The 15,940-nt window shown below is 41.4% G+C and carries 13 protein-coding genes; 9 read left to right on the top strand and 4 right to left on the bottom strand.

Annotated elements, in window-relative coordinates; translation table 11 throughout:
- Positions 1–455: 455 nt before the first annotated feature.
- The gene (locus tag BLW59_RS15860) at positions 456–1,043 is read right to left on the bottom strand and encodes a recombinase family protein (RefSeq protein WP_074698648.1); all 588 of its coding nucleotides are present in this window, start codon (positions 1,041–1,043) and stop codon (positions 456–458) included.
- A gap of 31 nt (positions 1,044–1,074) precedes the next feature.
- On the bottom strand, positions 1,075–2,454 hold the full coding sequence (locus tag BLW59_RS15855; protein ID WP_074698646.1) for an ATP-binding protein: 1,380 nt from the start codon (positions 2,452–2,454) through the stop codon (positions 1,075–1,077).
- 282 nt (positions 2,455–2,736) lie between these two features.
- On the opposite strand from BLW59_RS15855, the gene BLW59_RS15850 reads away from it, so the two are divergent.
- Positions 2,737–3,063, top strand: coding sequence for a hypothetical protein (locus BLW59_RS15850; protein WP_074698643.1), 327 nt, complete (start codon positions 2,737–2,739; stop codon positions 3,061–3,063).
- Between the two features lie 56 nt (positions 3,064–3,119).
- Here BLW59_RS15850 and BLW59_RS15845 read toward each other — a convergent pair whose 3' ends face one another.
- Both BLW59_RS15845 and BLW59_RS15840 read right to left on the bottom strand, forming a co-directional pair.
- Positions 3,120–4,394 carry a hypothetical protein gene (locus BLW59_RS15845; RefSeq protein ID WP_175463481.1) on the bottom strand — a complete coding sequence of 425 codons (1,275 nt, stop codon included), beginning with the start codon at positions 4,392–4,394 and terminating at the stop codon, positions 3,120–3,122.
- Positions 4,395–4,562: 168 nt separating this feature from the next.
- The gene (locus BLW59_RS15840) at positions 4,563–5,738 is read right to left on the bottom strand and encodes an AAA family ATPase (RefSeq protein ID WP_074698641.1); all 1,176 of its coding nucleotides are present in this window, start codon (positions 5,736–5,738) and stop codon (positions 4,563–4,565) included.
- Positions 5,739–6,459: 721 nt separating this feature from the next.
- On the opposite strand from BLW59_RS15840, the gene BLW59_RS15835 reads away from it, so the two are divergent.
- The 8 genes from BLW59_RS15835 (at position 6,460) to BLW59_RS15800 (ending at position 15,797) form a co-directional block, all read left to right on the top strand.
- Positions 6,460–7,635, top strand: coding sequence for a replication initiation protein (locus BLW59_RS15835; protein ID WP_175463480.1), 1,176 nt, complete (start codon positions 6,460–6,462; stop codon positions 7,633–7,635).
- A 118-nt stretch (positions 7,636–7,753) separates the two neighbouring features.
- Positions 7,754–8,539 carry a ParA family protein gene (locus BLW59_RS15830; protein WP_074698637.1) on the top strand — a complete coding sequence of 262 codons (786 nt, stop codon included), beginning with the start codon at positions 7,754–7,756 and terminating at the stop codon, positions 8,537–8,539.
- 3 nt (positions 8,540–8,542) lie between these two features.
- Positions 8,543–8,791 (top strand): hypothetical protein, encoded by a 249-nt coding sequence (locus BLW59_RS15825; protein ID WP_074698635.1) that lies wholly within the window; start codon positions 8,543–8,545, stop codon positions 8,789–8,791.
- Between the two features lie 115 nt (positions 8,792–8,906).
- On the top strand, positions 8,907–10,571 hold the full coding sequence (locus BLW59_RS15820; RefSeq protein ID WP_074698633.1) for an AAA family ATPase: 1,665 nt from the start codon (positions 8,907–8,909) through the stop codon (positions 10,569–10,571).
- A gap of 232 nt (positions 10,572–10,803) precedes the next feature.
- Complete coding sequence (locus BLW59_RS15815; RefSeq protein WP_074698631.1) at positions 10,804–12,822, top strand: restriction endonuclease PLD domain-containing protein; 2,019 nt, start codon at positions 10,804–10,806, stop codon at positions 12,820–12,822.
- Positions 12,823–12,910: 88 nt separating this feature from the next.
- Positions 12,911–13,405: a hypothetical protein gene (locus tag BLW59_RS15810; RefSeq protein ID WP_139283725.1), complete on the top strand. Its 495-nt coding sequence runs from the start codon at positions 12,911–12,913 to the stop codon at positions 13,403–13,405.
- A 14-nt stretch (positions 13,406–13,419) separates the two neighbouring features.
- Positions 13,420–14,379, top strand: a complete 960-nt coding sequence (locus BLW59_RS15805) for a ribonuclease H family protein (RefSeq protein ID WP_074698627.1) — start codon at positions 13,420–13,422, stop codon at positions 14,377–14,379.
- Positions 14,380–14,498: 119 nt separating this feature from the next.
- Entirely contained in the window at positions 14,499–15,797 is a 1,299-nt protein-coding gene (locus BLW59_RS15800) for a hypothetical protein (protein WP_074698625.1), read from the top strand.
- The last annotated feature ends 143 nt before the right edge of the window (positions 15,798–15,940 follow it).

Here is a 15,940-nt window from a genome sequence, read left to right as displayed (position 1 = left end):
AAATGACTTTTTCAGCTTTTTCATGTGAGTGATTTTAGTCAATTATCTCATATGGGAGGCACAGTTTAAATACACCGTATTATTTACCGCTTACCCTTTAACGAACGCATATAACGAGGTACTGCGATGAGTGCAACAGAGGCCTACCACGGACGGCGGGCACAACTTCGCGGGGACATATCAAGCATGTATTCATAATCGCCCCACAAGGACGAGGGTAACCAGCGTTTCTATAGAGGGCAAAGAAAGCAGATTCGTAACTATTCAGTCGTCTTGTAATTGGTCAAAATACAACACAATACGTAGTGGCTTGAATGATGTATAAGCTACTATATATCGAGCAAAGGTCAAAGATTGCATCAATTTTAGGGGGACGACTGAATAGTTATGCAGATTCAAATATATTATCTTTAACACTAGCAAATATATAGAAAGTATTACTAATAATATATTAGTTATATTATTAGTGTATTATTTATTTTCGTTTCTCTCACAGCTCTGGCAATGGTTGACCGGGATAACCCTGTTTCCTGCTCCACCTGCTTGTAGCTGTGTTTGTCCTCCAATATCAGTCTGGCTGCTGCCGCCTTTCTCTCTTTGGCAATTTGAGGACGTCCTTCTTTGAAACCGGCCTTAGTACGGGCAATGGCCTTTCCTGCCTGCGTCCGCTCCACAATCATATCTCGTTCAAATTCCGCAAAAGCCAGCAGGATATGAAGCATCAGCTTCCCTTGGGGGCGCTCATCCACTTCCCCCATGTTGAGGATATTTACCTTCACGCCTCTGTCTGTAAGTTTTTGGATAAGGCTGGCCCCCTCCGCAGCTGACCGAGCCAGTCTGTCCAGCTTGGTCACCATCAAGGTATCTCCCGCCTCCAGTTCCGCCAAAAGCCTCTCTAACGCTGGCCTGTCCGTAGTCTTCCCGGTATACTGCTCCTCCACTATTTTCCCACAGCCTCTATCAATGAGCTGCTGCCTCTGATCGTCAAGGCTGTTGCCATGAACCTGACCTCTGGTGGACACCCTTGCATATCCATACAACATAGGCTTCACCTCGCTAGTTTTCTTCCTAATATCATTTATACATATCGTTCAAGGTCACCAAGCGATAGGTATCTCTATCTACGTCCTCGGCAAAGCCACTGCGGGAGAAGAAACCGAAACCGTAGAAGTTCAGCCCGAGCTCTTTAGCCTGCCACACCTCTTCGTGAACGACCTTCATGCCCAAAGGCTCTTTCCTATACTTGCACTCATATGAGATAAGCCCGCGCTCATCTTCGGTGACGACATCAAATTCTCCATTCTGCCGTTTTGCCTTGTCGTGATATACATACCTGCCAATGGCAAAGAAAGGTGGGGTTATCTTACCGGCCCGGTTTTGTCTCAAGAGATATTCCGCAGCTACTTGCTCGAACCTTCTGGGAAGATAGCTATCATTCAGCACTGTCTCTACTTTTGTATGGTAGAAAGCCTCTGGCGCCATGGCACTTCTCGCAGTCATTTCCCGGAAAAGAAAGCTGTAATAGAAGTCCAGCAGGTTATCACTAATCACATAACGATGCTGGCGCTTGTTGGATGAGGCATTGATAGGCGAGTCCTTCTCTATAAGCCCCATACTTTCAAGCTTGCCCAGCGTATGGCTAAGCTTGCCGCTGCTGCCGGAAAAGTTTTGCGCAATCTCACTATACCTGCCCACGCCGCCAGCTATCTTCTCCAATACATAATTGGCATTCTCTTCTTTGGAAAGTTCCGCCGTAAGCTGGAGCCGTATCTCATTTTCAAGGAAGGACCCCTCTGGGATAAGAAGTCGCTGTACGTTTTCTACCGGAGAGAGCCTGTCATCCAGCTGCATTAGATAGAAGGGAATCCCGCCAAAGACGCTGTACAGGAACAATTTCTCCTCATCAGTCCTGTCAGGGTAAAACAGAGCGGCCTCATAGTAGTCAAATGCCCGAAGCTTCACTATTTCGGTAAATCTTCCAAAGAGCGGCGCCTGGCCTTCCATCAGTTTCTGCATAGTCTCCATGTATGAACCGCAAAGGATAAGCTTCAGGCATGACTTATGCTGCCATTCATCTATGGCTATCTGGAACTCAGAGTCGATGCCCTCATTATCTCCGCGCAAGAAAGGATACTCGTCTATGAAGAGTATCACCTTCTGACTGGTCGCCTTACTGTAAACATATTTTAGAAGCTTGTCTAGGGAACTGAAGTCAATAAAAGACTCATCGAATGCTTTGGCAGTCGCCTTAGTTAATCCTTCCAGGTTCTGGGAAAAGGAAGTCTTGCGGCAGACATAATGTATAACAACGGCATCTACGCCCTTCAAAGCTTCCTTAATAAGCTCGCTCTTCCCTACACGCCTTCTGCCGTAGACCAGCAAAGCCTCAGAACGATCGCTGGACAGCCGGCGCCTTATCAAAGACAGCTCATGCTGTCGGCCTATAAACTGCATATCCTCACCACCACTTACTTAAATCGTTTTAACTTAAATCAATTTAAGTAGATTTTAACAAAAAAGGCATCTGAACTCAATCCCATCTCACACATCGTTTTGACAATAAGTTTTGAACCTCTACCAGACTTTAGTGCTGAGGACATCTGCCAAAGTATCAAAACTGCTAAGTTTTGATACTTGATAGAAATATTTAAGATGGTTCATTTAACCAACATTATATTGATTTCATTTTATATGTTGGTTAAAATATTATAAAGCGCAACCTATAGGAGGGATACCATGCCTTATATCCTGGAGGTTCTTAAAGAAGAACGGGAACGCCTCATCAACCAAAAAAAGGACTACATAGCCATTCTTACAGAATTGCCTCGTGTTGGCGGCTCCATAGTAAGGAAGACCATATCCGGACACATATATCACTATTTTGCCTACCGTGAAGGCAAAAAGGTGAAAACAGAGTACATCAAGAAGAACGATGTAGATGATTTTAGGAAGAAAATCGCAGAGCGAGACCGCATAAGACGTATTATCTCCGGCATTGATTCAGATCTAGACGTTATAGAAAAAGCACTTAATGGAGAAACTCATGACAGAACGCATAGATAGACAGATTGCTATATTCAATAAGGCCACCACAAGCGTGATGACCTTTATTGCTGACTTTATCTTATGGCATCCTGTTTCCATTCTTCATCCCAGCGGAGGTAGAAAAGCAAAAATGGATCAAGGATATATAGTGTACTGTTTTGCCATTCCAAGGTGTCCAGGGCTGGCACTGATGATTTGATAATGTTTTCGCTGTGCTTGACCACGTTGGCTAAATTCATGCCGTTAGGGGCAGCTTCTCCATCTTCAAGGATTTCTGCCATGCGTTCATGTATTTCAGAGGCGGTCAGCTTCATCAGAGGCGGGTCTATGCTCAAACTAAGCAGGAATAGGCCGTATGTATCGCAATGCTGTCCGTTTTTCAAGGGGTATTCCTTGCGGCGGCTTCGTCCCTTGGCTGGCCCTTCGCACATACGCTGGACATTTTCTTTGTAATGCTGGTATGCCTCCACGGTGTCGCCAAAGGCTCTATGTACGGCCTCCATTGAAATTTCTTCGTGTTCTTCTTTTATACGTATGGCCAGATTATAGCAGTTTTCCTGCATAAGCTGGGGAGACAGGGCACTTTCTCTGACTATATGTGCTATCTGCTCATCAGGTACGGGGATTTGCAGTAAATCAAATCCCTTACGGGCTATCTGTTCTAGTTCTTCTTTTGTCCAAGGAAGAAGGTTGATGAATACCGTGCGGCCTATGAGGTCGGGGTTGCGTTTGATGGCATCATCAGCACGGTGAGGCAGGGTTAGGAGAATGACCTTTAGGCCGTTGAATAGCTCTGCCTTAAGGATTCTGGACAGGTAAAGCTGTGTTTCAAGGTTGATGTAATGGAAATCATCAATTACTAGAACAAAATCCCCTGCTATGAGAGCTTTCAGCACCAAGGTGTTGTTTCTCATGATTTTTTGGGTGATGGTTTCCCCTTGGTTGGTGCCTTTGCTCAATTCCCCGGATAGGGTGGCTGTTATCATAGCCCAAATGGAGGTTTTACCACTAGCCGATACCTTACCGCTTTTATTTTCTTGGGAGGAGTATGCCATGGAAAGTTCATCAGGTATGCGCAGGTTTTCGGCTATTTGCTGCCAGAAGTCCTCCACAGAGTTTATCTGAGCGCCGCTTAGCTCTATAAGTTTGTCTTCCGGCACTACCTTACGATACAGGACGGTCTTTCCTGTTTTGGAGCCACCTGAAATGGCTATCAGGCTGCCTACTTTTTGCAGGGCACGTTTTAGTTTTGTCTCGTAAGTGGTTCCACGCTTTTCCTGTCTGTTGATATACGTGTATGACGGCATGGTATTAGGGCGAAAAACCTCTGCAACTTGATACTTTTTCATATTTTCCCTCCTCACGCTGTATTTATACATATATTATAGCATTTCTTATGTCTTATTCAATAAAAATGGGGGATGATGTGTATTTTTATCCCTTATAGTGGTGTAATAGCTATGGGAACTCTTGGCCGTTCACGCCGCACTGTGGCCGTTTGGCTCCGCAATATGCATTTATCCTTGCCATATCGTTTCCTCTCCTATGAAGGGAATAGCCCCATAACGCCCCTGCAAATACCCCTTAGCAATGTTTTCTGTCTTTCTTGGTGAAAACTCCATTAGAGCATAAACCTCTGTCTCCAGAGTACCACTATCTTTTTCAACAAACCATATCTGGTCACGGCGCAGAAGAGTGCGGTCCAATAAACCAACGTCATACGTGGTAAATAGCAACTGCGATCCATTTGTATTGATGGCACTATCCTGTATCAGCTCCACCAGATGCCGAGTAAGCAACGTATGCAGGCTAGTATCTATCTCGTCTATTACAATGACGCCACCTTCTGACAGAGCTTTTAGCCATAAGCCAATTCTTGAAAAGAAGAACTTGGTTCCTGCCGATTCCTGCTCTATTAACAGAGGGTACACGCTGCCCCCCTTGCCTGTCCTATGGTATGTCACAATCTGCCTTTCTCCCAGGCGCTCTTTTATTTCAATATCTTCCAGGCCAAGATCAGCGGTCATCATTTCATGGATAAGGCGAGATTTTGATTCTTTACCTCGTTTGACTGCTTCAATAGCTAGGGCACGTAAATCATTGTCAGCATTAGCATCCATAAGATTCTTTGTGAACCACATAAAAGCATTTTCGGTGAGCTTGTTGTTCCACTCATTGGAGGTTGCTAAATAAAGTCTGTTAGGTGAAGTATGCCTAGCCAGCCTCATCTGTTCCTGTATGTTCTCTCTAAAAGTAAACTCGTTACCCTCACGTGAGAAAATCAGGGCCTCCCTCCCTCGTGGCCAGTGATACAAATATTCTGTTTGTATACTATCCTGGGTATAGCTGAAACCATAGGCATATTTGACACCATCCATGTAGAAGATAATGTCTAATTCACTAGGAACAGTTTGCTCATCCGTAAAGGCAAAAGGTTCATATGGCAGCTTATCACCCTTGAGTAACTGGGCATATTTGCCACATACCATGTCTTTCATCAAGATTAAAGCTTTTAGCAGATTGCTTTTTCCAGAAGCATTGGCACCGTATATTGCCAATGACGGAAGCATTCTTTGTTTGTTGGCTACTTCAATCAGGCTTGCCTCCATTGCTTTATCGGCAGATGCTTTAAAACTGATGGTAGTGTGGTTTCGAATAGACCTGTAATTAGTAATCGAGAACTGAATAAGCATTTTCTCACCTCCATACTATAGATTAGCCTAAAAATAGCTGCCAGTCAATTTTAAAGACGATTTTTGCGTATTTACTGCAAAAATTATCTTTAAAATTGAAAAGAGTAAAATATCGTATAGTTTTCCAACCCTCTATCAATGTTATACTGAGGTAGTTTTGAAGAAAAGCATATATGGGTATACGAAAGCTGATAGAAAGAGAAATTAGGATACTGCAACTTTAAGAAGAGTTAGATATATTAAATATTATTCTTTATATACTAAATAATACTTAATGTTATTTAGCGTATAGTATTTATGTTTATAGTAATATTAAGTTGCTATTAAAAAACTATCTCTACTCTTACTTTTAGAGAAGATTGTAGCTTAGAAAATGTCCACCTGAGGCGGAAAAAAGGATTGTAAAACAACAACAACAGCACAGTTGTTGTTATATTGTTATATGTTGTTATATATTGTAAAGGGGCCGCCAGCCCAGTAATGACGCGGTCTGCGGGGGACGAAAGGTAAGAGTAGAGATAGTTAAAGGTAAGAACAGAGATAGTAAAGGTAAGAGTAGAGATAGTTAAAGGTAAGAGTAGAGATAGTAAAGGTAAAAAAATAGATAGTAAAATAGTATCTTTTTTCGTACCTTTAGTTGATACTTGTGGATAACTGTAGTATCATGGTCAAAGGTACGAAAAAAGATAGCAAGCTGAAGACAGGAATGGAGACAGCTATTATGACAAAAGAAGCAGTACCATCGAAGAAGATGAAAAAGGGCTTGTGGCTCACGAAGGATAACCGGCTCATAGTGATGGAGGGGGTTATGAACCCTCTGGAGTACAAAATATTAAATTATTTCATGATACAGGCTGTAGAGACTAATCAACTGTCTGGCTTGAGGACTAATGCTAGCAAGTTGATTAGCGTAGCTCAGATAAAGGCTACCTCCTACACCTCATTGTTAAAAAAGGCTACCGCTGCTATTGTGAAGACGTCCATACACATGGAGAGTGCGGAAGATCCAATGGTTTGGGAAGATTACAACCTGGTATCTAAGATGGGGTATGAGCGTGGGGTTATAACCTGCAACTTCAACGAGGCTCTGCGTCCTTTTGTGTTGGGGAAGCTACCCAGCTTCACCAAGAGTCAGTATGAGTTGGTCTGTTCCTGTTCTACATACGCCAGCATGAGGCTCTACGAGGTCTGCAACAGCTGGAAACGGACTGGGATGGCATATTATGAAGTTGAGCGATGGCGGGCCATGTTGGGGGCAACCAACAAGTCATATGCCAAGTTCACGCATTTTAAGAAGTGCGTGATGGAGCCAGCAATCAAAGAAGTGAATGCGAATACTGATTTGAGCCTCGAGGTTGAGTATATAAAGGTCGGGAAAGCGGTCAGCTATATCAGAGTATACATACACGATAAAAAAGCTGCTGACGAGGCTCCTGTGGCTTCTGAGGGGGTAGTGGAGGGAGTGGCTCTCCCAGCTGATACGAAAAAGAGACGTACCATAGACGAAAAGATTGCAGATTTGCCGGAGTCAGAGCGTGAGTGCGTTTACCGCATGGTAAAAGTGTATAAATTGAGCCGCACTAAGGCATATGAGTATATGCAGGGCTATGGACTAAACTATTGCAGGGAGCAGATGGAGTATACACGTAAGGCAAAGTTGGAAGGCAAAATGAGAAATATCGGTGGATTTCTCAAGATGGCATTGGATGAAGACTATGCTGGCTCACATGAGATAGCAGAAGCGGCCAAAAGGGCAGAGGAATCAGAGCATAAAGGGAAGGTTGACTGGGACATTGCCATCAAGCAGGACGCTGTGAAGCAATCGGAGCCTGATGATGATAAAAGACGGAGAAGAAGCAAGCAGATTAAAGATTTTATGGCCTCATTGAGGGCATGATGAACTCGCCGCACGGCGAGTTTTTTATTGCTATGACTATATATTTATTGTATAATTAGTATTACCAGAGATATGAAAAATATTTATTGTTGTTACTAATGATATAGGGAGGCTAAGAATGAAAACCATAAGTCTGGCAAATCAGAAGGGCGGCGTGGGGAAGACCACCACCTCCTATAATGTGGCGGCATCGCTGGCCATTCAAAACCCTGACAGCAAAGTGTTGATGATAGACTTAGATCCCCAGGCCTCGTTGACGATCTCAGCTGGGATAGAACCGGCCTCCCGGGAGGTAGAGGAAAATAATGTCTGTCATCTGTTCGATGACAACAAGAATCTGACAGAGGTCTGCTATACGGTTGATAAGAGTGGGCTGGAAAACCTGTATATTGTACCCTCTACCCTTGACTTGGCTCTCACGGAGAGAAAGCTGATGATGAGCCGCAACAGCGATGTGCAGCTCTACAAGGCCATACAGAAACTCAAGGAATACTTTGATTACTGCATTATCGATTGTCCTCCACAGCTTGGCACTCTGCTCACTAATGCCCTTACTGCCTCGGATGGGGTTATTATACCTGTAAAGACGGATTATCTGTCTTATCGGGGATTAAAGGCCTTGACGGACACTATAGAGGGAATACGGAGCGGTGACGGTGATAGAAGCCTAAATACTGAACTTCAGATTATCGGCATAGTGGCTAATCTTTATAAGAGCACCAGCAATGACAATAAAGATGTACTGGAGCTTCTTAGAGAAACAAACAGACTAATTGGTGTGGTTAAAGATTCGGTTGAAGTAAGTCGGAAAGTCATTGATGGAGTACCTATCGTTTTGGGAAACAAGAAAAGCGAAGCAGCTAAGACATATATGGATATTGCAAAGATGATTATGGAGGAATGACAAATGGGGAGATTAAAAGATAAAATTGAAATGGTTGAAGCAAATAACACCATGGAAAAAAAGTCTGTTGTTCAGAAGATGGTGAATAGCAATAAAAGGCCTGATATGCGTCAAATATCTGCTAAAGTAAACAGAGAAACTTATGAGAAATTCACAGAGATTTGCAGGTTGAATGGTATGTCAAACAATAGTTGCCTAAATATGATTATTGCGGAATTTGTGAGAGAAAAAGTCCACCTGCTAAATGGATGAAATGATAATAATTATATAAAAAGTAATCAAAAGTAATACTTTTTATATAATAACTAATATTATATGTTTAGTAGCAGGAATCTGCTCTGATAAGTCAGAGAAAGGTGGCAGAATAATGAAGCTACCAATAGGAATAGAGGATTTTGCTGAAATAAGGTTAAAAGATTACCATTTCATAGATAAATCTTTGTTTATCAAAAATTTGATAGACAAATCGCCGAAAGTATTGTTAATGACACGCCCCAGGCGTTTCGGAAAAACTTTACTTATGTCTATGGTACGGTATTTCTTTTCATTGGATAACCGTGAGGAAAATCGTCATCTTTTTGATGGACTGCAAATTGAAAAGTTAGGCAGTTCATATATGCAAGAGCAAGGACAGCGACCTGTTATAATGCTCTCACTAAAGGATTGTAAAGCTACTTCCTGGACATTGATGCAGGCGAAGTTAAAAAATAGGATAGCTTCTATTTATCGGCAGTATCGCTTTCTCTTGGATGATGAAAGGTTGATGGAATCTGACCGGCGATATTTCAATGCTGTATTGAATGAGGAAGCGTCGCAAGTGGCCCTGGAAAATGCCTTGCAACAACTTTTGCAAATGCTTCAGCAGCACTATCAAAAGCCGGTTGTTTTATTGCTTGATGAATATGATGTTCCCATTCAGCAAGCGTGGGAGCAAGGATTTTATACGGACGCTATAGCTTTTATGAGGAATTTCCTCAGTGCGGCATTAAAAACAAATCCCTCTTTGGATTTCGCACTGTTGACAGGAGTGCTGCGTATTGCTAAAGAAAGCATTTTCAGCGGCCTTAATAATCTTATTATTAGTAGCGTCATTGAAGAATCTTATCCAACAGCAATGGGCTTTACGGTAGATGAAGTCCATGCGTTGGCAGAGGCAATGGGAGTATCACATAAGTTACCAGAAATCAAGCAATGGTATGATGGCTACCACTTCGCCGGTACAGAGATCTATAACCCATGGTCGGTGCTGAACTATTTTGATAACAATTGCCGTCCTCAGCCATATTGGGCTAATACTTCCAGCAATACTATACTCAAACAGTTGCTTAAAAACACTAGCCGTGAGCAGCAGAATAACCTGCTGCGACTGCTTCGCGGACAAAGTATTGCTGCTATCATTGATGAGGGCATTGTCTATGAGGATATTGGCTCGCAGGTGGATGCGCTTTATACCATAATGCTGACCACGGGTTATCTGACCTCTGAATCTATCAGTTGGGGGCCTGCGGGACAAGAGTGTACTTTGACCATTCCGAATGAGGAAATACGCGGCATCTACAGCAGGGAAGTGTTGCGCCATATCAGCGGCGGTGAATCTACATCTGTGCTTACTCGCCTAATGAGGAATCTGCTTTCAGGCAATGCGGAGCTATTTCAGCAGGATTTGCAGAACATCTTGTTGCAGATGACCAGTGTGTATGATACTGCCAACAAGGAAAGCTTCTATCATGGCTTCCTGCTTGGCATGACTGCGTTGCTGGTGCCGCAGTATGAAGTGCAGTCAAATCGTGAAAGCGGAGAGGGTCGCTTTGATTTGGCCATCTTCCCTAAGGATAAGGCTAATTTTGGTGCGATTTTGGAATTCAAGACTGCCGCAACGGAGGATGAGCTGTCAGGACGCGCTAAAGAAGCTTTGCAACAGATTGAGGGCAAGGAATATATGCAAGCCTTTGTCAGCCGTGGTATACCACAAAGCCATGTTTTCCAATATGGTATATCTTTCTGCGGGAAAAAAGTCGAAATAATGATGTAGGCTATATCAAGAAAATTTAACTTTGGTTAGGCAGATTCGTAAGGGATCTGCCTTTTTATCATGTTTAATAGAAATACATATCTATACTATAAATATATAAAGTAATACTTTTTATATTTATAAAAATTTTGTGTCCAATTATTGATTTTGTTTTTGGAAAGTGATATATTATCATAAAGCATGCTTGTTGATGATATGGTTATGGTGTATCTTAGAAAGGTGGGCGTGCAGCATGGCAGAACTTCAGGTTATTGAAGGCAGCGGCCAGGGGGAACTGAACTTTGGGGAGATACAAGTCGTTCGTGCAAAGTATATAGACACCTTTCCCACAACGTGGCAGGAGTTGTTTTCTGGGTACGATGAACTCTACGCGCTGACCTATTCCTTGGGCATGAGACAGGTTGAGGATGTCATGTGCAATTTTAAGTATGGAGAGGTTATTATCGGCAGTCCTAGCCAAATACGCTCGCTTCCGGCCCAGATATTTGCTGACCAACAATATGACATCGGTTATTTTTGTCGCAACAGGAAGCTGCAAGAAAGGGTGAAAGACGGTAGCTTTCGTCTCTATGTTACTACTGGCTCCCATGAGAAGCTGTATTTGCTGAAGGCTTATGATGGCAGGAAACGGGTGATTATGGGTTCTGCCAATTTTTCTGTTCGTGCTTGGAACGGAGCTCAGCAGGAAGGATATATTTGCTTCGATGATGAGGAGCTGTATGACCGGGAATATGGCATGTTCGAGTCTCTGTTGCATGACAGTTCAGATGAGATTGGTGTTGATGCAAAGGAAATCCGTGAAGACGGCCAGAATGTTGAAGATTTGCCCTTGGTGAAACGCATAATACAGGCCAGGGAAGCGGTGGTTATCCACGATGTGCCGGACAAGGAAGAGGTGGAGTATATTATACAGACCACCGAGGCCGCAAAGAAATGGGCTAAACACTTGGCAGAGGCCAAAATAGCCGCTGATAAAGAGAATGTTCTGACCATAGATCCTAAAAAGATTATCAAGATGAAACAGTCTATTAAAGACGAGCACAGGGAGAAGACGAGTAAAATTGTTGTCAATCCAGAGTTTTTGATAGATTACAGGAACCAATCTGCCAGTTTCGCAGACAAAGAGGTTGATTTACAGCCAGATTCGGCAGAAATAAAAAAAGACATTGATATAATCAATCAATATATGCAGGGGACAAATGACTTCACTGGTGATCCAAGTGAATTAAGGAAAGTATACTGGAAAATCATAATCTATATGTTCAGTGCGCCATTTATAGCGCCACTCCGTTACAGTTACCGGGAAATAGCCCCAGCCAATTCGGTTGGCAGGCCCTTCCCAATGTATATGTTGCTGCGTGGCCCTAAAAATGGCGGGAAATCTTCCATTATAAGGACTGTCCAATGCTTGATGTTTGGCCAGCCTTTGAAAAAACTGTCACCGAAGGTGATATCGCCGTCAACTTTTGACGCATATCTACTGGAGGTTAAAGGCTGTCCGATACTTATTGATGATATTACCAACAATCGGTTTAAATACCTCAAGGACATCGTGAAAAATGAGGATACTTTGCTGTCAATTAAGTCCATCAATCACGGTTGCTTTATACTGACGTCTAATGAGGCAGACAAAGTAGATGCTGATGTTGCCAAGCGCGTAGTTGTATTCAACATTTGGAATCAGCTGGCAGATGATGTTGCTACAAAGATGGACAGGTCGCTGCACAAGCTTCAGAAGGAAATGGGGACAGCACTCTATCGCAGGTTCCTCAAACTCATGATACCAAAGGTTGATAATCTGGTAGAAGTGTTGCAGAATGACAGCGTAGCAGATCCGGAGTGGAAGCCGGATATATTCAGCCTGTCCTCACAGACGTTGATGGATATTTATAAAGAGCAGGAGGCAGAAGTACCTCAGGAGCTAAAGTTCTACAAGTGGGAGGACTTTATGGGCGAGGCTATTAAAGCTGATAAAGCAGTTAATATTATCAGACAGGTTTACGCTATTGCCCCTCATGTTTTTGAGGTAAGAATCGACAAAGACCTGCTGCTGTTAAATTTAAGCAAGGCAAACCTTTCACCCAAGGATATAGAGTGTTTGAAAAATGAGCTGCCAGTAGCAACAGCTCATACATGTGTAGGCTCAACGCTACCTATACAATTGTCTGCAATGGCTCAATATGCAGGCATAGATTTCGAGAAAGACGCCAGCTGGTTAAGCAAGCTACAGCGTTGGTTCAGGGGGAATTAGAATTAATAGGGAAATCCACATATATAAACACATTGACGAAGATATCGAGCTTTTCCAACATGCACTAAAGATACTAAACAGTTCAGATGTGGATATACAGGTTCATGAGGAAGCCCAACGTGATTTTTTGGTGTATAAGAAGTTGATAGAAAAAAGCTTTAGAAACAACAGTATAATCTTGGTCAAATCATTGGATAGTATCTGCAATGGCAGGGAGTTTATACCAGATGAACTAAAAAGAGTATTGTCGTCTAAGATAATCTTGATAGTACTGGATTATCCGGTGATGCTTACAAAAATAGATTTGGATACTAATCACCTGCTATTGCAGTTATTATTGGAAACCTACATTAAGCCCAAAAACAAGTTAGCAGAACTGCGTGCAGAAAAATCTAAGCGATTGGGACGTCGAAAAATAAGCTATCCTGATAAGTGGGCAGATCTTTACGAAAAATGGGAAGCTGGCGAAATAACTGGTAGGGATTTTATGAAGGAAACAGGTGTTAAAAGGGGAACCTTTTATCATATGGTAGCGGAGTATAAAGAGTACTTGAATTATGGCAACAATGAGGAGGCCAAATAAGATAGGGGGAGTCTATGGCTAAGAGCTATTACGCCGTTTTATATAAAGATGGAAAAGGAAAGATATTCACTAATATCAAAGAATATAAAAAGGAAATAAGAAAGAATATAACAAAGTTATACAAAGGGTTTGACGAAAGAATAGAAGCAGAAAAATGGATGAAAAATCCTGCTGATTTTCCTCGCGAGAAAAAATACTATGCTGTAAAAGTTGGACGAAATCCAGGGATTTACACTAATATTGAGGAATATGATGCTCAGATGAAGGGATATCCTAACTGCCTAGGAAAAGCGTTTTATACAATTGAAGGTGCAAAACACTGGCTTAGACATGTAGGAATCCAACTGAGGCCTAGTGATAAGTCAATATTAGACTATATTTCTGTCCGATTGAGACGGCTTATAAATTTCCTATTTGTAGGGATAAGAGTAAGAATTAGATTGAAGAAAATAATCCAAAAACAGTCAGAGCAAGCTGATAGTTTATTGTTTTGCCAGATAAATACAAATAACCAGCTTATTATCTATACTGATGCTTCTATTCGTGATAATAAAGCTGGATATGCAGCTGCCATAATTGATAAAGAGACAGGGGCTGAGTTTTATTTAGGTGGAAGTAATGAGAAAATTACTGATTCTAACCGTGGTGAACTATATGCGCTTATTTATGCACTACGCTTAATAGATATACATTGTAAGGCATCAGTAGAAATACGTACGGACTCAAACTATTTGGTGCAATTCTCAAAGTCGGAAAATTTACAAAAGATGAAGGAGGTTGGATGGCAGATTAACGCCAATGCTGACTTATGGAAGGAATTTTACAGGTACACTACACAACGAGTAATCCAAATAACCTGGGTGAGAGGACATAATGGGGAAAAATATAATGTACAATGCGATAAGATAGCAAGACAGTGTTCTGAACCACATAGTAAAGAAGGTATTGATTGCGAACCACAGTGTAGCCAATAGTATATTATATAGATATTAAAAGTATTACTAAAGAATAATTAGTATTATTATATAAATATATAATAATACAGTTATTTTCGTGTATTTATCTATTTAAAGTAAAATTAAGGAGGATAAATATGGAAAATGACAAAATAAAATATGCACCAGAAATAGATAGGTTGATATTTCAAATAGAACGACGAGGCGGTCATGATTCTATAGAAATCAGCACTCGTGAGGAAAGAAGGCTAATGGAGAAAATTGGTGATGAATTGTCTATCTTGGATGATTCTGCTCCTGATGAGGATACTAAAATAACATTATGGTTTACAGCTAAACGTGGTTCAATAGAACAGTGGCATAGTTATGAGGAAGCTGTCGAGTATGAAGAAATAGAATCAAGAGAAGAATATCAAGAAATTTGGCATAGTTACTATCCTGAAGAAGTAAAGTTCTATGAATTTTGCTTTGTAAAACATGACAAGTATATTGCCATTTTCTTGGGTGAACAAGGTTTTATAGAATCTCGTTCAGAGGTTAATGAATATAATCCTTCTTACTGGGTAGATACTGTACCAATACTTCAATGGACATTGGAACAGGTTAAAAGAACTGTGCCCAAAATATTATCAGATGAGTATGATGAATTTGTAAAGAATAATCTACCATGCTACTATCGTACTGGTACAATAGCCCGCAAGGACCTTTGGCAGATTGAAAAAAACAGAAAAGCGTTTGACCTCGCTGGTTGGAAAGGTAATATACTTACGGACGAAGAAATTAGCATCTTTCAAAAGCTTGTCGAGGAACAAAAAAGTTTTAATGATGAAGATTTTATTATTAGAGGAATGACAGCAGCTAAATACTTTGCTTATTGTAGGGTAGGCTACGAAGGAAATAAAATTTCAGAGTGCAATACTATCGAAAATGATATTGACTTATACAAGTGTTTGGCTGATGGCCGTGATGATGGATTAACTAAGATTGATTTAAATTCTTTTGATGACTTTATCAAGTGGAGTGCAGGTGATTTAACAATATCTAATGGTCATCACCCATGGGAAGTATTGCGAGGTGGTAATTCTACGCATGTGACGTTTGCTGTTACCTATCGTGGTGATGTAAAAAAGGGAAATTTCTATTTGTATCTTGCCGGTCTGCATCGTCCTGGCGAAGTCATAAGATTTTTTATAGCCTTGCGACAGCATAATATCATGGTTGTACTTGCTGATATGGAAGAACTGCTGGCAAGATGTCTGGGAACAGATAAAGTGGGGATAGTTCCTAACGGTATTTTCCCACGATATTGTGAAGGTATGTTTCCAGGCGAAAAAGTCGTTGACTTCATAAATATTCATACTTGGGATGAAGAATATAACGAAATAATTAAAAAAGCTTCTTGGCAGGAAATAAAGACACCAAAACCAGTAAGATAACTATCTTAGCTATGAACTATAGACAGTTAAAGCGAAAATGATGATCCCTTTGAGGCTGTCCCAAATTCTGTGTAAACTCCATATCGTGATGTAAAATTGTTATTAAAACAAGAGGTTTAAGCCCTTGTCACTAATACCAACCA

Source organism: Selenomonas sp. KH1T6 (genome assembly GCF_900108415.1).
GTDB classification, from domain to species: domain Bacteria; phylum Bacillota; class Negativicutes; order Selenomonadales; family Selenomonadaceae; genus Selenomonas_B; species Selenomonas_B ruminantium_A.
Note: the sequence above shows the minus strand (reverse complement) of the source record. Positions and strands in the feature narration are given on the sequence as shown.